Origin of the sequence: Novosphingobium sp. PhB55 (assembly GCF_004368805.1) — a bacterium.
Taxonomy (GTDB): Bacteria; Pseudomonadota; Alphaproteobacteria; order Sphingomonadales; family Sphingomonadaceae; genus Novosphingobium.
This window is the reverse complement of record NZ_SODQ01000005.1, coordinates 124,933-145,957: the sequence shown is the minus strand read 5'-3', so window position 1 is coordinate 145,957 and position 21,025 is coordinate 124,933. Positions and strand designations below refer to the sequence as shown.

Genomic DNA, 21,025 nt, shown 5'->3' with positions numbered 1-21,025 from the left:
CCGCCGTAACGCGCGGGACATGACCGTAACCCGCTTCGCTCCCTCGCCCACCGGGCACCTCCACGTCGGCAATATCCGCACGGCGCTGCACAACTGGCTGCTGGCACGAAAAAGTGCCGAGGGGCAGGCGGGCGGCCGGTTCCTGCTGCGCATCGACGACACCGACGCCGCGCGCTCGAAGGAGGAATATGTCGAGAACATCCGCGCCGACTTGTCCTGGCTCGGCATCGCGTGGAGCGGCGAGGAGCGCCAGTCGGCCCGTTTCGCGCTTTACGAGCGGGAATTCGAGAAGCTGAAGGCCGCCGGGCGGGTCTATCCTTGCTGGGAAACGCCGCAGGAACTGGAGCTGAAGCGCAAGGTCCTTCTCGGCCGCGGCCTGCCGCCGATCTACGATCGCGGCGCCCTGGCCTTGTCCGAAGCGGAGAAGGCGGCGCGAATCGCCAGCGGCGACCTGCCGCACTGGCGCTTCCTGCTCGACCGGGACGAACCCATCGTCTGGGAAGATGGCATTCGCGGCCCCCAGAAGTTCGATGCCGCGCAGATGAGCGACCCGGTGATTCGCCGCGCTGACGGTTCATGGCTCTACATGCTGCCCTCGGCCATCGACGACGTGGACATGGGTGTCACCCAGATCCTGCGCGGCGAGGATCACGTCTCCAACACCGCGGCGCAGGTCCAGATGTTCACCGCGCTCGGCGCGCCGGTCCCCGCTTTTGCGCACGAGGCGCTGCTGGTGGGCACCGAAGGCAAGCTGTCCAAGCGCCTCGGCTCGCTGGGCGTCGCACATTTCCGGGAAATCGGCATCGAGCCGCAGGCCGTCGTGGCGCTGCTCGGGCGCCTTGGCACCAGCGATCCGGTCGATCCCGCGCTGGATGCGGAAGCACTGGCGGCGGCCTTCGATCTTTCCCGCTTCGGACGCGCGCCCGCCCGTTTCGACGAGGTGGAACTGCAGCGGGTCAATGCCGCCGTGGTCCATGCGCTGCCTTTCGAGGCCGTCTCCGACCGGCTCCCGGAGGAAATGGACGCTGGGGCATGGGAAACGATTCGCCCCAACCTGTCATATGTCCACGAGGCCGCCGACTGGTGGACCGTGGTGATCGGTCCGATCGAGGTGCCCACGCTGGCCGGGGAAGACCGCGCCTATCTGGCCGAGGCCGTCGCCGTACTGTCGAAGCTCGAATGGAGCGACGGGGTGTGGAAGGCGCTGACCGGGGCGCTCAAGGATGCCACCGGGCGCAAGGGCAAGGGGTTGTTCCTGCCGCTGCGCCTGGCGCTGACGGGGATGGAGCATGGGCCTGACATGGGCGCGCTCCTGCCGCTGATCGGGCGCGAAGAGGCTCTGGCGCGGCTCAAGGTCGTGGCGGGCTAGAGAAATAAAGAAGGTCTGGGGGATGATCCCCCAGACCCTCGGAATGGGTTCGCCGCGCGCCGCCTGACGCGGTGCGCTTCTTGCGTTACTCCATGAACCATCCGTGGCTCGCCACCAGCGACTGCCCGGTGAGCGCGTTGGTCTGGAACCCTGCGAAGAACAGCGCCACTTCGGCGATGTCGTCCACGGTGGTGAATTCGCCGTCGACGGTCTGGCCCAGCATCACCCGGCTGACGACTTCGTCCTCGGAAATGCCGAGTTCCCTGGCCTGCTCGGGGATCTGCTTGTCCACCAGGGGCGTGCGCACGAAGCCGGGGCAGATCACGTTCGAACGGACGCCCTTCTTGCCGCCTTCCTTGGCGATCACGCGCGCCAGGCCGAGCAAGCCGTGCTTGGCGGTGACATAGGCGGATTTCAGCGGGCTCGCTTCCTTCGAATGGACCGAACCCATGAAGATGATCGAGCCGGAATTCTGCGCATACATGTGCGGCAGCACGGCCTTGGAGGTGAGGAAGGCGCCGTCGAGGTGGATGGCCAGCATCTTCTTCCAGTCGGAGAAGGCGAACTGGTCCACCGGATTGACGATCTGGATGCCGGCATTGGAAACCAGCACGTCCACGGTGCCCCAGGCCTCTACCACCTTGGCGACGCCGGCATTCACCTGATCCTCGCTGGTCACGTCCATGGCGACGGCGAGAGCGGCAGTGCCGTACTTGGCTTCGATCTCGTCGGCCGCCTTCTGCGCGGCGTCTATGTTGAGGTCGGCGATCGCCACTTTCCCGCCCTCGGCCGCGTACTTGTGGGCGATGGCATTGCCGATTCCGCTGGCGGCGCCAGTGACGATGCAGGCCTTGTCCTTCAGTTTCATCTACCTACTCCTCGTTGTTCGATCCCTGGGGGTGCCTGGGCCGGCGCTTGCCTGCGAGGTCGAACGTCATGATTTCGTCGGGCTTGAGGCGGCGCCCGGTCCAGCGGCCGTCACGCAGGGAAAAATGCGCGTCCGCCTTGCCGGCTTCCCAGTGCTCGGTCACCGTCATGCGCGAGAACTCGTAGTCCTTCGACATGGTTTCATAGCCGCGCGGGCGGTTGATGAGGTGGAGGACCGCCACCGCGCCGGCGGGGCGGCAGCCCAGCAACTGGCGCAAGTCCGGGTCGTCCTGCAGTTCGGGCGGCAGCTTGTGGCAAAGCCGCTGAGCCGCAGCGCGCATGTCCTGGAGGCGCTTGGACAAGTCCGTGTTCAGGCGCGTGCGGCTGGAGAAGCGGATGTCCTTCTCGCGCTGGGCGATGTCGGCCATGGTCTTGGGCACCGCCCCGCGCGAGGGGAAGAGGTCGACCTGGAACACCGTCATTTCGCAAGGGCTGCGATTGTCGAGCACGTATTGCAGCGGCGTGTTGGAGACGAGGCCGCCGTCCCAGTACCACTCGCCGTCGATCTCCACCGGGGGGAAGCCGGGAGGCAGGGCGCCGCTGGCCATGATATGCTCGGGGCCAATCTTGCGGTCGCTGGCGCCGGATCCCCTGGCATTGTCGAAATAGGCGAAGTTGCCCGTCATCATGTTCACGGCGCCGACCGAGAAGCGGGTCTCGCCGTGGTTGATGCGGTCGAAATCGACGAGGTCGAGCAGGGTCTGCCGCAAGGGGGTGGTGTCGTAGAAGCTGAGACGGCCGATTTCGTCAGGCCATTCCGGCAGAGGCGTGGGAATGCGCGGCGTGAAGAAGCCGGGGACGCCGAACGTCGCGGCCCAGGCGGCCGCAGTCTCGTTGAAGGCGCGGCGGGCGAAGCCGTTGCCCACGTCCAGCCGGTAGAGCAGCTCGTGGCTTACCCCGTCCCAGAAGCTGCGCAGTTTGCCGACCCGCTCTTCGGCCGCGTTGCCGGCGATGATCGCCGCGTTGATCGCGCCGATCGAGATGCCGGCCACCCAATCCGGCGCGTGGCCCTCTGCGGCCAGCGCCTCGTAGACACCGGCCTGGTAGGCCCCGAGAGCGCCCCCGCCCTGCAGGACGAGCACCGACTGCGGGGCGTCGGAAGACGAAGACGAAACGGCAGCGCTTTCGGCATTCATGGGCAGGGTCCTGCGCATGGGGATGTTGCGATGCAACAAGTGGGACCGTAGGGCCGGGCTTTCAATAGTTTATTCGGAGGGGATCTGGTGAGCGCCGCAACCTCGTCACGCCGCCACTTCGCTCAGGCTCCCTTCGCTCGCCGCTTCGAGCAGGCGGCGCTCCAGGGCCTTGATCCGGCTGGAGGACGTCAGTTTCTCGCCCAGCAGATCGGTGACGTAGAAAGTATCCGCCGCGCGCTCGCCATACGTGGCGATGTGTGCGGAGTGGACCATGAGCTTCGATTCGAACAGCGCATGGGCCAGCCGGTTGAGCAGCGCCGGACGGTCGCGGGCGTTCACTTCCACCACGGTGAGGCGGTTGGAGGCCTTGTTGTCCACCAGCACGCGCGGGCGCACGTCGAAGGCATCGGCGCGGGGCCGCGCATCGGGACGGGCCACGAGTTGCGGCAGGATCTTGATGCGGTTGGCCAGCGCGTTCTCGATCGAGGAGCGCAGGCGGGCGAGCTGGGTCTCCTCCATGAAGGGCCGGCTGAGCGGGTCCTGCACCAGGAAGTTGTCCACCGCGCGGCCGGTGCGCGTCGTGTGGATGCGGGCATCGATGATGTTGCCGCCGGCCAGGTGGATGCCGCCGGCGATGCGGTAGAACAGACCGGGATGGTCCGAGGCGATGACGGTGACGAGCGTCGCGCCGCGCGCCGGATAGTACTCGGTCGCGATCGAAAGCGGCTCTTCCTGCGAGGCGTGGAACTGCGCCAGGTTCTTGATGATGACGTCTTCGGGTTCGGCGATCCAGTAGGCATCGGCAAACTGGGTGCCGAGTTCGTCGACCAGCGCGGCATTCTCGGCGGCGCTGTCGGCGACGATGGCCTTCTTGGCGGCCACGCGCTTTTCGCGGCCGAACTCGACGTGGCCAAGGCGCAGGCGTTCTTCGGTGGCACCGTAAAGTTCGCCGATGAGCTGGCGCTTCCATGAATTCCAGGTGCCGGGCCCCACCGCGCGAATGTCGACGATGGTGAGGAGCGTCAGCTGGCGCAGGCGGTCCACCGATTGCACGAGTTCGACGAAATCGGTGATCGTCTTGGCGTCGGACAAGTCGCGCTTGAAGGCGGTGGCGGACAGGATGAGGTGGTGCAGCACCAGCCAGGACACCAGCTCGGTCTCCTCCTCGTCCAGTCCGAAGCGCGGGCAGAGCTTCAGCGCGATCTCGGCGCCGATCTCGGAGTGGTCGCCGCCGCGGCCCTTGGCGATGTCATGCAGCAGCACCGAGGCATAGAGCGCGCGGCGCGAGCGGACCTTGTGGATGATCTCGTGGCTGAGCGGATGGTCCTGCTTCAGCTCGCCCTTCTCGATGCGGGCGAGCAGCCCGATGGCGCGGATGGTGTGTTCGTCCACCGTGTAGTGGTGGTACATGTCGAACTGCATCTGCGCGTTCACGCGGCCGAATTCGGTGACGAAACGGCCGAAGACGCCCGCCTCGTTGAACGAGCGCAGCGCCACTTCGGGATTGTTGCGGCTGGTGAGCAGTTCCATGAACAGCTCGTTGGCGCGCGGGTCGCGGCGCACGTCCTCGCGGATGAGGGCGGCATCGCGCGATACCAGGCGCATGGTCTCGGGATGGATTTCCAGGCCTTCGCGGTCGGCGATGACGAAGATCTCGATCAGGCGCACGGGATCGGCCTCGAACCATGTCTCGCCCGGTGCCATGATGCGGCCGCCGAAGACCTTGTAGCCCTTCAGCGTGCGCGGACGGGCGCGGAAGCCCGCCAGCAGCCCGCGCGGCTGGCGCTTGGCGAACTGGTCGTCGAGCTGGGCCAGGAACACGCCGGTGAGGGTGCCGACCATCTTCGCCTGGAGGAAGAACATCTGCATGAACCGCTCGACCGCGCTCTTTCCCGGCCGATCGGAATAGTTCATCCGCGCCGCGACCTCGCGCTGAAGGTCGAAAGTCAGGCGGTCCTCGGCGCGGCGGGTGATCGTGTGGAGGTGGCAGCGCACCGCCCAGAAGAAGTTCTCGGCCCGGCGGAAGGCGCGGTATTCCTTGTGAGTGAGCAGGCCCACGTCCACCAGTTCGCTGGGGTCGCGCACTTTGTGGATATATTTGCCGATCCAGTAGAGCGTGTGCAGATCGCGCAGACCCCCCTTGCCCTCCTTCACATTGGGCTCGACCACATAGCGGCTGTCGCCCATGCGCTTGTGGCGTTCCTCGCGCTCGGCCAGCTTCTCGACCACGAACTGGCGCTCCGTCCCGGCGACGACATCCTTCCAGAACCGCGCGCGGACTTCCTCGTAGAGGTCCTGGTCGCCCCAGACGTAGCGGCCTTCCAGCATGGCGGTGCGAATGGTGAGGTCCGAGCGGCTCATGCGGACCATGTCGTCCACCGAGCGGCTGGAATGGCCGATCTTGAGCCCCAGGTCCCAGAGGAAATAGAGCATCGCCTCGATCACCTGCTCGCACCAGGCGGTCTGCTTGATCGGGGTGAGGAAGGCGAGATCGACGTCGGAGTGGGGCGCCATCTCGCCGCGTCCATAGCCGCCCACGGCGATGATCGACAGGCGCTCGCCCTTGGAGCGGTTCATCGCCGGATAGACGTGCGTGGAGACGTGATCGTGGATCACCCGCAGCAGCTGGTCGACCAGATAGGCCTGCGCTTCGGCCACCTCGTGCCCGGCGGAGGGCTTTTCCACGAGGCGGCGGGCGATTTCGGCCCGGCCCTGCTCCAGCGCCTCGCGCAGGAGTTCGACCACCTGCTTGCGGCCCTTGGCGGCCCCCGGACCGGCAACGACGGCTTCGATGGCCTCGACCAGCGCGCGGCGGTCGATCACGGAACGGGGCGAGGGAATGCGAATTACGCTCATGTCGGGCGATATCTAGACATTCAAGGGCTTGGGGGGAACAGCGACGTGTCGCATCCAGCAGATTTTGCGGCGTCCTGGGGGCTGCGACGCAAAATCCGGCCTACCATCGCCCCGCAGCCTATGCCAGAAGGCGCACAGCACGGGCGCCCAGCACCGCTGCACAAGCACGGGCGCCCAGCACCGCCGAGGCCGTCCGGCCCGGCGACCTTACGAGATTTACGAGGTCGAGCACTTGTCCCTGACAGCACTTGCCGCAGCCGCCGCCGCCGAAGTTCACCAGCCGATCTACTGGGTCAACCTGGGCCTCAAGAACTACCTGTTCCGGATCGGCAGCTTCGAGCTGCGCTGGTATTCGCTGGCCTATCTGGCGGGCATCATGCTCGGCTACTGGCACCTTTCGCGCATGATCAAGGCGCCCGGCGCGCCGCTGGCGCAGCGCCATGCCGACGACCTGTTCTTCTATTGCACGATCGGCATCATCTTGGGCGGCCGCCTGGGCTATGCGACGTTCTACACCGGCGGCGACACCGGCATTCCCAGCCTCTGGTCCGATCCGGGCGCGCTCCTGTCGCTGTGGCACGGCGGCATGAGCTTCCACGGCGGCCTGATCGGCGTGCTGCTGGCGATGGCCTGGGTATCCTGGCGCGGCAAGCTCGATTTCCTGCGAGTGGCGGACTATATCGCGGTCTGCGTGCCGTTCGGCATGATGTTCGGCCGCCTTGCCAACTTCGTGAACGGCGAACTCTGGGGCCGCGTGGTCACTAACCCGAACCTGCCCTGGGCCATGGTCTTCCCCGATGCCGGCCCGCTGCCGCGCCATCCCAGCCAGCTCTATGAAGCCGGCCTGGAAGGCCTGGCGATGATCGTCATCATGCTCACCCTGTTCTGGAAGACGCGGGCACGGTTCCGCCCGGGCCTGCTGGTCGGCGTGTTCACCACCGGCATCGCCTGCGCGCGCTTCACCGTGGAGTTCTTCCGCGAGCCTGACGCCCAGCTTCAGGACTTCGCCGCGCGCACCGGCCTGTCGATGGGCCAGTGGCTGACGATCCCGCTGATCCTGCTCGGCCTGCTGCTGGTCGCCCGCGCCCTGGCGAAGCCGGCGCTGGCCACCGTCCGTCCGGTCACCGCCTGATCCCGGCGCGATGACCGCAGACGATATCGGGGCGAGCGCCGAACCGCTCACGGCCATTTTCCGGCGCCTGATCGGGACTTACGGGCCGCTCTCCCTGCTGCACTACATGGGCGAATCGAACGCCCGGTACTATGCCGACAAGGACCCGCTCGGCACGGCGGGGGACTTCATCACGGCCCCGGAAATCAGCCAGATGTTCGGCGAACTCGTCGGGCTCTGGCTGGCCGACGTCTGGATGCGCGCGGGCAGCCCCGTGCCGGTCCACTATGTCGAGCTGGGTCCGGGCCGCGGCACCCTGGCGCGCGACGCGCTGCGCACGATGAAACGCGTGGGCCTCGATCCGCAGGTGCATTTCGTCGAAAGCTCCCGCGCGCTCAAGGCGCTCCAGGCCCAGGCCGTGCCGCAGGCGCAATGGCACGACGACCTCGGCACCGTTCCCACCGACGCGCCGCTGCTGGTGGTCGGCAACGAATTCCTCGATGCCCTTCCGGTTCGCCAGCTGGTCAGGACGGCCAAGGGCTGGCGCGAACGCATGGTCGACTGGGCGGAGGACCGCTTCCGTCCGGTCGCGGGGGAAAAGCCGATGGACGCCGCGGTTCCGGGCGTGCTGGCCGATGCCGAAGAAGGCACGCTGCTGGAGACATGCCCCGGCGCCGCTGCGGTCATGCAGGAGCTTTCCGGGCGGCTTGCGGCTCAGGGCGGCGCAGCGCTGCTGATCGATTATGGCTATGCCGAGCCGCAGACCGGCTCGACGCTTCAGGCGCTGCGGGCCCATACCAAGGTCGATCCCTTCACGGCCCCGGGGGAGGCTGACCTTACCTGTCTGGTGGACTTCGCCGTCCTGGCCGAGATCGCGGTGAAAGAGGGCGCGACATGGCAGGGCACCGTGACGCAGGGCGCCTTCCTGCGCGCCTTGGGGATCGATCTGCGCGCCGCCAAGCTGGCCGCCGCGGCGCCGCATCATGCCGATACTATTCAAAGGGCGAAGGATCGGCTTATCAGCGATGAGCAGATGGGAAGCCTGTTCAAGGTCATGGGCGTAAGCGGGCCGCAATGGCCGCAAGGCGCCGGATTCTAGAACGCGGCAGTGCTTCGCAGGTCCGGCGAAGGGGGACGCCGGGCCGATGACGGCCGGGCCCGTCGCGGAGTAAGATCGGAACAGGGGTTCAACAGGGAAACGATCATGGCAGTGCAGGGGGCAGACATGGGCGAGGCGGCGATTGCGGGGGCAGGGCCTAAGCCTCCCAGAGGCCTGACGCCGCAGGACTTGCGCGGGCCGGACAGGCTGGAACGCGTGCTGGGGCTGTTGGCGCTGGTCATGCTGGGCTTCATCTTCGCTGCTCTGCTGCGCGGCCGGGACGAATGGGCGCGCGTGCCCTCGGTGGTCTGGGTCCATCTGGCCACCATCCTCGTCGCGCTGGTGCTAACGCCGGTGCTGCTGTGGCGCCGCCGGGGAGACGCACGGCACCGCGTCTACGGCTATGTCTGGAGCGGGGCGATGATGCTGACGGCGCTGGACAGCCTTTTCGTGCATTCGGGCGGGCCGGGCCGGTTCAGCCTGATCCACGTCCTTTCCGTGTTCGTGCTGGTCATGGTGCCGGTGCTCGTGCTGGCGGCAAGGCGGCACAACGGCGTCCGTCACCGCCGGACCGTTCGCGGCCTCATCATCGGCGCCCTGCTGATCGCGGGCTTCTTCACTTTCCCGTTCAACCGCCTGCTCGGCCACTGGCTGTTCGGCTGAGAAACGAAAAAGGGAGCAGGCATCGCCCGCTCCCTCCCGTTTTCCTGGACCCGGCCTCTGCCTTTCAGCGGGCTTCCGGCGTCCGGTCGTCTTCCGGCACCTTGCGCAGCGGCACGGCCGAGAGCCAGTCCTCCAGCGCTTCCAGGTCGATGGCCCCGCGCGTGCGCTCCGTGCCCTGGGCGAAGCCGCTGAAGCCGTCGCCGCCTTCGGCCAGAAAGTTCACCACGCTGACGCGGTAGCTCTTGGCCGGGTCGAGCGGCTTGCCGTCCAGAGTGATGCCGGTGATCCGCGCACCGGAGGGGCGGCGCATGTCGAAGGCCACGCGCATGCCCTGGCTGGGTGCCAGGATCTGCTTGTCGCCGCTATCGTCCAGCCCCTGCTCCAGGGTCGCGCGGATCTGCGCGCCGGTCAGCGACATCGTGACGATCTCGTTGTTGAACGGCTCCACCGCGTAGATCTGGCCGAACGTCACGGTGCCGTCGGCAGCGGGGATCAGCGAGGTGCGGATGCCGAAGGGATTGAGGAAGGCGATCTGCGCGCCGGCCTTGCGGGTGGCGGCAAGCTGCGAATCCGCGATCAGGTTGCCCAGCGCGCCGCCCTTGCCAACGCCGTTTTCCTCTTCCTTGGCGAGCGGGCCGGAAAGGCGGCCGACCGGACGCGCGACCAGATGCAGCGAAGCGTCCTTGTAGCGCTGGATATAAGCGGCCACGTCTTCCCGCGGCTGGAACCGGGGGAAGGCGTCGGAATTCGGGACTTCGCCCTTGGCCGACTTGTAGGCCGGCGACTGGACGATGAGATTGCTCGCCTGGCGGCCGAGCAGCTTGTGCGTCACCGGATCGAACCGCAGCGTGATGTCGGTCACCAGCTTGCCGTAGACGCCCGCGCTGGTCAGCAGGATCGGGCCGGTCCGGGGATTGGCGCCGTAGTCGCAGACATAGGCCCAATGCGTGTGGCCCGAGACGACCACGTCCACGCCGGGGTTCAGGCGATCGAGGATGGGCTGGATATCGCCGGTCATCTCGTTGCAGCCGTTGGGATCGGGCGTGCCCGCCGTGCGGCCGCCCTGGTGGATCAGCACGACCACGGCATCGGCGCCGGCAGCCTTGAGCTGGCCTGCGGCGCGGTTGATGGTATCCGCCTCGTCCGCGAACTTCAGCCCGGCCACCCGGTCGGGCGCTACGAGGGTGGGCACGGACTTGAGCGAGAGGCCGACGAAGCCGACGGTGATGCGGTCCTTGCCTTCTCCGAAAGTCTTCACGCCGGTGGCGGGGAACAGCGGAGACCCGTCGGCCAGGGTGGTGCTGGCGGCCAGGTACTTGTAATTGGCGCCCTTGAACGGCTCCAGCTGGCACGGCTGGAGGCGGGTGTTCTTCTCGCACCCGCCGTTCTGCAGGCGGCGCAGTTCCTGCCAGCCGCGGTCGAATTCGTGGTTGCCCACCGCGTTGAATTCCACGCCGACGCGGTTCATCACGCCGACGGCCGGCTCGTCGAGATAGAGCGAGGAAGCGAGCTGGGAGGCGCTGGTGAGGTCACCCGCGGCCACGACGACGTTGTTGGCGTGACGGGCCTTGAGCGAATCCACGGCAGAGGCCAGCCAGGCGCCGCCGCCTGCGGGCACCGAGACTTCGTTGCCGTGGCCGTCGGGCGCGTCGACCGACTGGTTCGGCGGTTCGAGCGCGCCGTGGAAATCGTTGATCGCGATCACGCCGACTTCGATCGGCCCGGCCTGCCCGGAGGAGGCTGCCGGAGAGGCGGGCTGGCGGGTTCCGGGCGTGGTGGCGCAGCCGGCGAGCAGGGCGGCCATCAGCGAGGTGGTCAGCAGCGGAAGGCTGCGGGTGAAGGGGAGAGTCATGGCAGCGTCCTATCGGATCGTTTCATGACGGGGCAATGGCTTTTCCTCTCCCGCAGAGCAGATTACGCTTCATCCTCCAGCCCGTGCATGTCCTCGTCCGACAGGCCGAAATGATGGCCGACTTCATGCACCACCACATGAGTGACGAGGTCTTCCAGCGTCACGCCTGTCTCGCACCATTCGGCCAGCAGCGGTTGCCGGTAGAGCGTGATGCGCGGGCGGAATTCTCCGGCGACCCAGACCGATTCCTCGTCGAGCGGGCGGCCGTGATAGAGGCCGGTCAGTTCCCAGGCGTCCTCAAGCCCCACGGCATGGAGGGTTTCCTCGTCCGCGAATTCCTCGACGTGGACGGTGATGCCTTCGAGGTGCTGTGCGAAGGGCTCGGGAATGCGCGCGAAGGCGGCATGGGCGAGCGCCTCGAACACGGCGGGGCCGGGGGCATTGCCGAAACGGCCCGGGGTGGGAGAAGACATGGCGGGGCTACTCCTGTGCTGCCCCCGCCGCGACGATCCGCGCGATGCCTGCGGCGGTGGAGGGATGGTAGGTCGGCCGGGCTTCCTCGAAGAAGGCGCGCGCCTTCGGCTGGCCCCATTCGTCCTGCTTCATCAGGCCCTTGTAGAGCGGATAGACCAGCAACCCGCGCCCGATCTGCGAAAGGTAGCGGCGCAGGAAGGGGAGGGCAGGATCGTAGCGGTTGGCGATGGCCAGTTCGAACCAGGCCGACTGGATATAGGCATTTCCCGAAGCGGAAAGCCCCAGCGTCTTGTCCAGTTCGGCCAGGCGCGCAGGCGTCTGCCGGCGGTCGATGCCGTTGAGGAAACGCAGCCATTCCTGCGTGGTCCAGCCCTTCGTCTCCACGGCGCTGGCCGGTCCGCCGCCATTGAAGGCCGCCAGCCGCGCGTCGACTTTCGCCAGCGTCTCGCTCCGCACATGGACCGCGTTGTCGGGAAGGCCCGCACCGTAGGACCAGCGGTCGAGCTGGAGCGAGAGTTCCAGCTCCGGCTGGCCCTTCAGCAGGCGTTCGCGCAAGTCGGCCAGGAAGCCCGCAGTGGTCTGGGGCTGGAAGGCGTGGCGGTCGAAATAGGAGGTGAGATAGGCATCCCACTTCGCGCGGCCCACGGTATGCTCGATCATGCGCAGGAAATTCGAGCCCTTGGTATAGTCCACCTCGCCCGCGCCGGGATCGCCGTGAAGACGAGTGACGGCGCCGGTCTGGCCGCCACCGGCCGCGATTTCGCGGCTCATCACGTCCCAGTCGAGGTCGGCATACGTGGCGGCCTGCTCCTTGCCATAGAGCGACTCCATGATCCGGTTCTCGAAGTAGGTGGTGAAGCCTTCGTTCAGCCAGGAGTCCGACCAGGTCGCATTGGTGACCAGGTTGCCCGACCAGGAATGCGCCAGTTCATGAGCGACGACGTCGGTGTTCGAACGGTCGCCCGTGACGATCGTGGGGGTCAGGAACGTGAGCATGGGATTTTCCATGCCGCCATAGGGGAAGGCCGGGGGCAGCAGCAGCATGTCGTAGCGGCCCCAGCGATACGGGCCGTAGAGCTTGCTGGCGGCGTCGATCATCTTCTCCACATCGACGAATTCCCTGGCCGCCTTGTCCAGCATCGGCGCCTCGGTCCAGACGCCGGAGCGGGGGCCGAGCGCCTTGAACTTCAGGTCGCCCACGGCGAAGGCGATGAGATAGGGCGGCACCGGCTTGTCCATGCGGAAGCGGAAGGCGCGCCGGCCGTCGGCGAGCAGTTCGCCCTTGTCGCCCGAGAGCTTTTCTGCGCTCATCACCGCCACGAGATCGCCGGGGATGCGCAAGGTGGCTTCCCAGGTCTGGCGGATGCCGGGGCTGTCCTGCGTCGGCACCCACGAGCGGTTGAGAATGGCCTGGCCCTGGCTGAACAGGAACGGCTTCTTCTTGCCGAAGGTCATTTCCGGCGGCAGCCATTGCAGCGCAGTCGCGCCCGGCATGGAGCGATAGGTTATACGGATCCGGCTGGCCCCGGCGAGTTCGACGGTCAGCGCCGAGCCGATGTCCGCATTGTCCGCGTCCTTGGGGCCGAGCGTCCACCGGAGCGGTTTGCCCGCCTCGTCGGTGATCGCGGAAATATCGAGATCCCGTGCATCGAGCACGATCCGGGTGGCGCCCGGCGCCGCCAGGATGTCCAGCACGGCGCTGCCGCCCAGCGTCTTCGTCGCGAAATCGACGTCCAGGTCCAGCGCCACATGGGTGACGCGGGCCACTTGCGGCTCGGCATGCGTCCAGACGTCCTTCGCCTCGGGCGTGGTGAGGATCGGGGCGGGCGGCGTGCCGGCTCCCGTTACGGTCCCCGACGCCTTCATCGGCGCACCGGCATCCGTGACGGTCTGGGCGAAAGCGGGGGCGGCGGTTCCGGCGAGCAGCGCGGCGACAAGAAGAATACGCATGGCCGCGACTTATGGTCACGCCCATGGCACTGTGCAAGCGAACCTGTGTTGCAAAGGCGCAAAGGCCGAACCTGCTAGAGCTTCTTGAGAACCCCGGTCACGGGAATGGCGATGCTCGATCCCCCGGTCACGGGATCGCCGTCGAAGCTGGCCTGGGTGCCGTCTTCGGCTGAGACGTTGACGGTGCCGCCCGCCTGCGTGAAGGTCAAAGTGCCGCCGCCCAAGGTCGAGATCAGGACTTTGCCGTCCTTGCTGGACTTGATGGCGGCGGAGATGTCCTGCGGCGTCATGTAGCCAGTGAGCATGTGGTCCTTGAGCAGCGCTGCCAGTGCGGCGTGATCGTCGGCCTCGGTCAGTTGCTTGCCCGGATCGCCCAGCTTTGCGAAGGCGTCGTCCTCCGGGGCGATCAGGGTGTAGCTGGCCTTTTCCTGGAACACGCCCTCGATCCCGGTTTCCTTGAGCGCTTCGGCCACTGTCTGGAGGCCGGCGGCATTGTCGAGCGCCTGCGGCAGGGTCTCGGACACGGCGGCGGCCGCATCGGCGGTGGCGCTGGCCTGTCCCTCCGGGCTGTTCCTGTCGGAGCAGGCGGCTAGCGAGACGCCGGCGGCGGCCAGCAGCGTGAGTGCGAGATCGGTCTTGCGCATGAATTCCCTTCCTGACGCCGTTCAGGCGATCAGTTCGATGGCGGCCCGCACCAGGCGTGTGGCGGGTTCGAGTTGGTAAATGTAGCCGTCGCTGTATCGATAGAGTGCGTCAGGACCGTCGCGGTACTGGTCGCGGTAGCGGCCGGGGACATTGTAGACGTCGTACCCGCCCGGCATGGGCTGGCCGATCCGGATCGTCTCGCCCAGCAGCAGGGCCGCTATGCCGGTGATGGTGGGATCGGCAGCGGCCGCATCGCCCGTATTCACGCGGTAGATCGTGTTGTCGTAGTAGCGATAGGAGCCTTCGCCGCCGAGACCGTAGTAGCGGGTGTAGTAGCCGGGCAGCGCGACAGGCCGGTAGGTGCCGGGCCATGCGCGGCCCACGGTCAGCGCGCCGCCGAGCAGCGGCGTGTAGCCGACCACGGCGCTGCTTCCGCCGGGGGCGCCGCCACTCGCTCCGCCCAGGCGCAGCAGGTAGCCTTCGCTGTAGCGATAGCGGGTGTCGTCATCGAAATCGCGGGAGAACCAGCGCGGGTCATGCCAGGCCTTTTCCGGCGGGTGCGTGCGGGGTGGCAGGTTGCAGCCCTGGTACTTGCCGGAGATGGCGGCCGGGCAGCCGTCGATCGCCTGACCCCTGCCCGGGGCGGTCCAGCTCGCGTCCTGCCGGCCGGTGACCACCTTCACGCGGTCGTTGGTGGGGACGCGGAATTCGTGGCCGCGCCCGTCCCTGTAGCTTACCTGCCGAACATCGCCGCGCGGTGCGGGCGGGGTCAGGCCGGGATCGACGCGGGTCTCTTGCGGGCGGCCCTCGCGCGGGTCGGCCGGCGGCGTGCTGCCGCGCTCCTTCGGCGGGACCTGAGGCCGATCGGCGCGCCGGGCTTCGGGATCCTGCTGGGCGGGACGGTTCCCCTCTGCGGGCCGATCACCTTGTGTGGACGCACGGCGTTCCCGGTCGCCCCGGTCCTGCTCGCGGCGGGCCGCTTCCTGCTGGCGCTGCTCGCGCTGGGCGGTTTCGCGGTTCTGGGCTTCGGCATGCGGCGGGACGCGGTCGCCGCCCGTCTGACGCTCCGGCTGGGCGCGCCGTGCCTGTTCGGCATGCTGCTGTTCCGAACGCGGCTGGTCGCCTTGGGGACGGCTCTCGCCGGGCCGATCCTGCGCCGCTTGCGCGCTTGTCATGTGGCCGCCTGCGATGCCGATCGCCACAGGGGCGAGCAGGGCGGTTACCCCGGTGACGATCTTGCCGGTGCTTGGCTTGCGGGTACTGGGCCTGCGCGTATTGGGCATCGCTGCTTCTCCTTTGCGGGGGCAACGCGGCGGGATGATAGCTGTTCCTGTCACGATTGTCGCCAAGCGTCGCGGTGGAACGTCGCGCGGCAGGAGCGGGCTGTCCGCCCCCGTTTCGCATTGAGCGCAAAGGTTCTTTTCGTGCTGCGTGAGGCGCGGTCGGTCGAGGGAGCCGGTCTCCGGCCGCTGCGGATGCGCTCGGACGGCCAACGAAAAGGGCGCCCGGATTGCTCCGGGCGCCCCACTCGGCGAACTGATGCTCCTTCCCCCCTTTCCGAAGAAACGGGAGGAAGGAAGCGCGATCAGGCGCTGTAGTACATGTCGAACTCGACGGCCGACGGCGTGGTTTCCCAACGCAGCACTTCCGGCCACTTCAGTTCGAGGTAGGATTCGATCTGGTCCACGGTGAACACGCCGCCTTCGAGAAGGAAGGCATGGTCGGCCTGGAGCGAGTCGAGCGCTTCACGCAGCGAACCGCAGACGGTCGGCACTTCGGCGAGTTCGGCCGGCGGCAGATCGTAGAGGTTCTTGTCCATGGCTTCGCCCGGGTGGATCTTGTTCTTGATTCCGTCGAGGCCGGCCATGAGCAGCGAGGCGTAGCAGAGGTAGGGGTTGGCCATCGCGTCGGGGAAGCGGAATTCCACGCGCTTTGCCTTGTCGCCCGCACCGTAGGGGATGCGGCACGAGGCCGAGCGGTTGCGGGCCGAGTAGGCCAGCAGAACCGGGGCTTCGTAGCCCGGCACCAGGCGCTTGTAGCTGTTGGTGGTCGGATTGGTGAAGGCGTTCAGGGCCTTGGCGTGCTTGATGACGCCGCCGATGAAGTAGAGGCACATGTCGGAAAGACCGGCATAGCCGTTACCGGCGAACAGCGGGTTGCCCTTGTCCCAGATCGAGATGTGGGTGTGCATGCCCGAGCCGTTGTCCTTCATGATCGGCTTCGGCATGAACGTGGCGGTCTTGCCATAGGCCTGCGCGACCATGTGGACGACGTACTTGTAGATCTGCATGCGGTCGGCGGTGGTGACCAGCGTGCCGAAGGTCAGGCCGAGTTCGTGCTGGGCAGCCGCCACTTCGTGGTGGTGCTTGTCGCAGGGCAGACCCATTTCGAGCATGGTGGTGACCATCTCGCCGCGGATGTCGACGGCCGAGTCGACCGGAGCGACCGGGAAATAGCCGCCCTTGGCGCGCGGACGGTGGGCCAGGTTGCCCGTGTCGTACGACTTGTCCGAGTTGCCCGGCAGTTCGATGTCGTCCAGCTTGAAGCCGTTGCCTTCGTAGCCGTCATAGAACTTCACGTCGTCGAACATGAAGAATTCGGCTTCCGGGCCGACATAGACGGTGTCGCCGAAACCGGCCGACTTGACGAAGGCCTCGGCGCGCTTCGCGGTCGAGCGCGGATCGCGGGCGTAGAGGTCGCCGGTCGAGGGTTCCACGATGTCGCAGAACAGGATGAGCATCGGGGTGGCCGAGAACGGATCGACATAGACGGCGTCGAGGTCGGGCTTGAGGATCATGTCCGACTCGTTGATGGCCTTCCAGCCTTCGATCGACGAACCGTCGAACATCAGGCCGTCTTCCAGCTCGTCCTCGCCGAGGATCGAAGCGACCATGGTGAGGTGCTGCCACTTGCCCTTGGGGTCGGTGAAACGCAGGTCAACCCACTCGATCTCTTCGTCCTTGATCCTCTTGAGGACGTCCTTTGCACTAGCCATTAGAGTAGTCTCCAGTGATGCTCTTCCGATCCCGAAAGAGGCTTTGGTGTTGCATTGTCCACGGGAAGACCCGGCCCCCGCCGGTTCGTCCCGCTCCGGCCCGGAGGATCATTTCGATCCTGCCGAAGCCGGGCAATCGAATTCCGGCACACGCCGGCTTGGATGCGACAGGCGGCGGGAAAGCCCGCCCTTCTGGTCCTGCGCTTTCGAAAATCCTTCGCGGGCGAAGCCTTTTCGCTTTCCGTGATTTACAGGGCGTCGTCGTCCCGCTCGCCGGTGCGGATGCGCACGGCGGTTTCGACCGGCACGACGAAGATCTTGCCGTCACCGATGCGTCCCGTTTGCGCGGCGTCGGCAATGGCTTCCACCACGCGTTCGGCCAGTGCGTCGGGAACGACCACTTCGAGCTTCACCTTGGGCAGGAAGTCGACGACGTATTCGGCGCCGCGATAGAGTTCGGTATGGCCCTTCTGGCGGCCGAAGCCCTTGGCTTCCGTGACGGTGATGCCCGAAACGCCAACTTCGTGCAGTGCTTCCTTCACTTCGTCCAGCTTGAACGGCTTGATGATAGCTTCGATCTTTTTCACGCCTGTGTTGACCCCTGCATGGTCCCGGATCTTTTTCCGAAGACAATTCCGGTCCGGGAACCAGATGCCTCGCGCGCGATTCCCATCAAGAATCGTGCCAATGCGGATGGCCCTCTCGTAGGCCAACTGTGCAGCCGCGAAAAGACCGGAATCGTAGGTTTCGACATCCCAAATGCTCTGAGTCATGCGAGCGGCGCCGGGTTGGCGACATTATGTGTTCAAGTTTCGGGCACGCCCTGCCTCAAAATTGTGCACGGGTGCTGTGGGGGCGAGGGAAGGCTTGCTTCGAACCCGTCACCCCCGTGCTGGCCGCATGCCTCCCTGCTCCGCGAGTGCAGCACCCACCTCTTCGTCATTGCGAGCGCAGCGAAGCAATCCAGAGTCGCGCCGCGCCGCCCTGGATTGCTTCGCTGCGCTCGCAATGACGAAGAGGTGGGGAAAGCTGGAGGAACGCACGGGCGAACGAATGGGGAGGGGGCAAGCGAAAAGCGAGGCCTATAAGATAACGCAAGAAGGCGCCGGAAACCGCTGGGGCTTCCGGCGCCTTCTTTGCGCGGTCGACATATTGGGGTTTAGAGTCTCAGCCCGGCGGTCTCGGGGAGGCCCGCCATGAGGTTGAGGTTCTGCACCGCAGCCCCGCTCGCGCCCTTGCCGAGATTGTCGAGCATGGCGACGAGGCGTGCCTGCGATCCGTCGCTGGCACCCAGTACGCGCAGCGTCAGCGTGTCCACCGGCGCCATCGAGGCCCGCAGGAGCAGCTCGTCGGGCTGGTCGTCGATCACGGAGACGATCGTGCTGTCCGCATAGAAATCGGCCAGGGCGGCGCGAAGATCGGCCGGCGATCCCGCCTTGGGCATGGCGGACAAGTGCAGCGGCACTTCCACCAGCATGCCGCGATGCGCGGGGACGACGGCCGGCGCGAAGATCGGTTCGATCGACAGGCCGACATGCGCCACCATCTCAGGCACATGCTTGTGGCCCAGCGCCAGGCCGTAGGCGCGGAAGGCCACGTCGCGGTCTTCCTCGAAACGGGCGATCAGTGCCTTGCCGCCGCCGGAATAGCCCGAGACGGCGTGGCAGACGTAAGGCCAGTCGGCAGGCAGCAGCCCCGCCTTCACCAGCGGCGCGACGAGGCCGATGAAGCCCGTGGGATAGCAGCCGGGATTGCTGACGAAGCGCGCGGCGGCCACGGCGTCGCGGCCGATCACTTCCGGGAAACCGTAGGTCCAGTCCGGCGCCACGCGGTGCGCCGAGGACGCATCGATCACGCGGGTGGTCTCATTGCGGATCATGCCCACGGCGGCCTTGGCGGCTTCGTCGGGCAGGCAGAGGATCACGAATTCAGCCGCGTTCAGCGCTTCGGCGCGGGCCGTGTCGTCCTTGCGGCGCGCTTCATCGAGGACGATCAGTTCGAACTCGGCGCGGCCGGCAAGCCGTTCGGCGATCTCGAGGCCGGTGGTTCCGGCGGCGCCGTCGATGAAGACCGTCTTCGTCATCAGCTATGTGCCTTCAATGCGTCGAGCGCGACATAGCCCACCTGGCCGTCTTCGCCCAGCTGGCCCCAGGCCCAGTTGCCCGCCATGTCGAGCACGTTGAACGTGTCGCCCGAGGGCAGGTCGCGAATCGCTTCGGCATCGGCGCGGCTCATCACCCGCAGCACGGCGCCGTCCAGCACCACATGCGGCATAGGCACGGCATAGTGCGGCACGAAGTAGAGACCGGCCAGCTTGATGTGCGCCAGATCGCCGCGCACGGGAAGGCATCCGGGATCCGCGGTCACACTCGGTCCGGTCATGGCCAGCAGTCCATCGATCCGGGGAGGGCGGGTATAGGAATCCTCAGTGGCCAACGCGGGTGCTTCTCCAAATGCAAAGATGCGCGCGCTTAGCGGGGGCATGGCCAAGACGCAAGTTCAGCGGCCCTCGCCGGTGTAGCGCCGCTGCAACATCAGCCACGCCGCCCGCAGGCCGAGGGCGTCTCCACCCTTGGGACGGCCGGGCTTGGCGGCGGGACGCCAGGCGAACGTGTCGAAGTGGGCCCAGTCCATGCCCTTCGGCACGAAACGGTCCATGAACAGCGCCGCCGTGCTGGCCCCGGCGAAGCCGCTGGAGCCGGCATTGTTGATGTCGGCAATGTCGGACTTCAGGTATTCGCGGTAGCCATCGTAGAGCGGCAGGCGCCAGCAGGGATCGTCCACGGAAAGCCCGGCATCGAGAATGTCCTGCGCGGTCTTGTCATCGCGGGCGAACAGGGCGGGCAGGTCCGGGCCGACGGCGACGCGCGCGGCGCCGGTGAGCGTGGCGAAGTCGATCACCAGTTCAGGCTCCTTCTCGCCGGCGCGGGTGAGCGCGTCACCCAGGATCAGGCGGCCTTCGGCATCGGTATTGCCGATTTCCACGGTGATGCCGGCGCGGCTGCGCAGCACGTCTCCGGGGCGGAAGGAATTGCCGGCGATGGCGTTCTCCACCGCCGGGATCACCAGATGCAGGCGCACCGGCAGGTTCGCGCCCATGATCAGGCGGGCGAGGGCAAGGGCGTGCGCGGCGCCGCCCATGTCCTTCTTCATCAGCAGCATTCCCGCGCCGGGCTTGATGTCGAGGCCCCCCGAATCGAAGCAGACGCCCTTGCCGACGACGGCGATCCTGGGATGCTTGGGATCGCCCCATTCCAGCTCGATCAGGCGCGGTGCATGGGCACGGCCAGCCGCACGGCCGACGGCATGGACCATCGGGTATTCGCGCTCCAGCATTTCTCCGCGGGTGATCTTCACCTCCGCACGGAACGCCTTGGCGAGCGATTCCGCCTCGGTTTCGAGCTGGCCCGGGCCCATGTCCTCGGCCGGGGTGTTGACGAGATCGCGGACCAGCTCGATTGCCTCGCCCTCGGCGATCACCGCGTCGATCGCCTTGACCTCGGTGGTCAGGAGAATGCGCGGACCTTCCTCGGACGGCTCGGAGCGGTAGCGGTCGAAACGGTATTGCCCGGCGATCCAGCCCAGCGCGGCCTTGCCGATCTCGGCCTTGGCGCCATCGGCGCCGGCGCGGCGATAAGTGCCGGCGGGCAGGACATCGGCCAGCTTCGCCAGGCACCAGGTGGTGAGCCTGGCCGGATCGGATACGCCTGCGGCCACAAGCCAGCCGTCACCATCGGGAAGGATCGCATGGCTTCCCGCATCGCCCACGAATTTCTGCGCTTCGAGCGCGGCGCGCTGCGAAACCGACAGGCCCTTGATGAATTGTTCCAGTCCATCCTTCTCCCCGTCCTTGGAAACGAGGTGGATGGCGACGGCCTTCTGGCCGCGATCGGGCTGAATCAATGCGTTCTTGTCGGTCATGGTCCCATTCTCTAGCCTTGCTGCGAG

17 protein-coding genes are annotated in these 21,025 nt (G+C 66.9%); 4 read left to right on the top strand and 13 right to left on the bottom strand.

Features of this window, described 5'->3' with window-relative positions; all coding sequences use genetic code 11:
• The first annotated feature begins 19 nt into the window (after positions 1-19).
• On the top strand, positions 20-1,369 hold the full coding sequence (locus tag EDF57_RS13355; RefSeq protein WP_134094664.1) for a glutamate--tRNA ligase: 1,350 nt from the start codon (positions 20-22) through the stop codon (positions 1,367-1,369).
• An 85-nt stretch (positions 1,370-1,454) separates the two neighbouring features.
• Here EDF57_RS13355 and EDF57_RS13350 read toward each other — a convergent pair whose 3' ends face one another.
• From EDF57_RS13350 to EDF57_RS13340, 3 genes are all read right to left on the bottom strand, one after another.
• On the bottom strand, positions 1,455-2,237 hold the full coding sequence (locus EDF57_RS13350; protein ID WP_134094663.1) for a 3-hydroxybutyrate dehydrogenase: 783 nt from the start codon (positions 2,235-2,237) through the stop codon (positions 1,455-1,457).
• 4 nt (positions 2,238-2,241) lie between these two features.
• Positions 2,242-3,432, bottom strand: a complete 1,191-nt coding sequence (locus EDF57_RS13345; protein WP_134094662.1) for a patatin-like phospholipase family protein — start codon at positions 3,430-3,432, stop codon at positions 2,242-2,244.
• 105 nt (positions 3,433-3,537) lie between these two features.
• A complete protein-coding gene (locus EDF57_RS13340) occupies positions 3,538-6,288 on the bottom strand; it encodes a [protein-PII] uridylyltransferase (protein ID WP_132264761.1) in 2,751 nt (916 codons plus the stop codon).
• A 232-nt stretch (positions 6,289-6,520) separates the two neighbouring features.
• Here EDF57_RS13340 and lgt point away from each other — a divergent pair, with 232 nt between their 5' ends.
• The 3 genes from lgt (at position 6,521) to EDF57_RS13325 (ending at position 9,161) form a co-directional block, all read left to right on the top strand.
• Entirely contained in the window at positions 6,521-7,420 is a 900-nt protein-coding gene (gene lgt, locus EDF57_RS13335) for a prolipoprotein diacylglyceryl transferase (RefSeq protein ID WP_132264763.1), read from the top strand.
• A gap of 10 nt (positions 7,421-7,430) precedes the next feature.
• Complete coding sequence (locus EDF57_RS13330) at positions 7,431-8,498, top strand: SAM-dependent methyltransferase (protein ID WP_134094661.1); 1,068 nt, start codon at positions 7,431-7,433, stop codon at positions 8,496-8,498.
• Between the two features lie 105 nt (positions 8,499-8,603).
• On the top strand, positions 8,604-9,161 hold the full coding sequence (locus EDF57_RS13325) for a hypothetical protein (protein ID WP_243654151.1): 558 nt from the start codon (positions 8,604-8,606) through the stop codon (positions 9,159-9,161).
• A gap of 64 nt (positions 9,162-9,225) precedes the next feature.
• On the opposite strand, the gene EDF57_RS13320 is transcribed toward EDF57_RS13325, so the two are convergent.
• From EDF57_RS13320 to EDF57_RS13275, 10 genes are all read right to left on the bottom strand, one after another.
• A complete protein-coding gene (locus EDF57_RS13320) occupies positions 9,226-11,013 on the bottom strand; it encodes a bifunctional metallophosphatase/5'-nucleotidase (RefSeq protein WP_134094660.1) in 1,788 nt (595 codons plus the stop codon).
• A gap of 62 nt (positions 11,014-11,075) precedes the next feature.
• The gene (locus EDF57_RS13315) at positions 11,076-11,486 is read right to left on the bottom strand and encodes a metallopeptidase family protein (RefSeq protein ID WP_134094659.1); all 411 of its coding nucleotides are present in this window, start codon (positions 11,484-11,486) and stop codon (positions 11,076-11,078) included.
• 7 nt (positions 11,487-11,493) lie between these two features.
• On the bottom strand, positions 11,494-13,437 hold the full coding sequence (locus tag EDF57_RS13310; RefSeq protein ID WP_134094658.1) for a M1 family metallopeptidase: 1,944 nt from the start codon (positions 13,435-13,437) through the stop codon (positions 11,494-11,496).
• 74 nt (positions 13,438-13,511) lie between these two features.
• The gene (locus tag EDF57_RS13305) at positions 13,512-14,081 is read right to left on the bottom strand and encodes a fasciclin domain-containing protein (protein WP_134094657.1); all 570 of its coding nucleotides are present in this window, start codon (positions 14,079-14,081) and stop codon (positions 13,512-13,514) included.
• A 21-nt stretch (positions 14,082-14,102) separates the two neighbouring features.
• Positions 14,103-15,365: a hypothetical protein gene (locus EDF57_RS13300; RefSeq protein WP_134094656.1), complete on the bottom strand. Its 1,263-nt coding sequence runs from the start codon at positions 15,363-15,365 to the stop codon at positions 14,103-14,105.
• A 302-nt stretch (positions 15,366-15,667) separates the two neighbouring features.
• Entirely contained in the window at positions 15,668-17,077 is a 1,410-nt protein-coding gene (gene glnA / locus EDF57_RS13295) for a type I glutamate--ammonia ligase (RefSeq protein WP_132264777.1), read from the bottom strand.
• Between the two features lie 248 nt (positions 17,078-17,325).
• Positions 17,326-17,664, bottom strand: a complete 339-nt coding sequence (locus tag EDF57_RS13290) for a P-II family nitrogen regulator (protein WP_008832116.1) — start codon at positions 17,662-17,664, stop codon at positions 17,326-17,328.
• Between the two features lie 572 nt (positions 17,665-18,236).
• Complete coding sequence (gene argC, locus EDF57_RS13285; RefSeq protein ID WP_134094655.1) at positions 18,237-19,160, bottom strand: N-acetyl-gamma-glutamyl-phosphate reductase; 924 nt, start codon at positions 19,158-19,160, stop codon at positions 18,237-18,239.
• Positions 19,160-19,459, bottom strand: coding sequence for an SH3 domain-containing protein (locus EDF57_RS13280; protein ID WP_134094654.1), 300 nt, complete (start codon positions 19,457-19,459; stop codon positions 19,160-19,162). The genes argC and EDF57_RS13280 overlap by 1 nt, the downstream gene beginning before the upstream one ends.
• A 117-nt stretch (positions 19,460-19,576) precedes the next feature.
• Positions 19,577-20,998: a leucyl aminopeptidase family protein gene (locus tag EDF57_RS13275; protein ID WP_134094653.1), complete on the bottom strand. Its 1,422-nt coding sequence runs from the start codon at positions 20,996-20,998 to the stop codon at positions 19,577-19,579.
• Between the last annotated feature and the right edge of the window lie 27 nt (positions 20,999-21,025).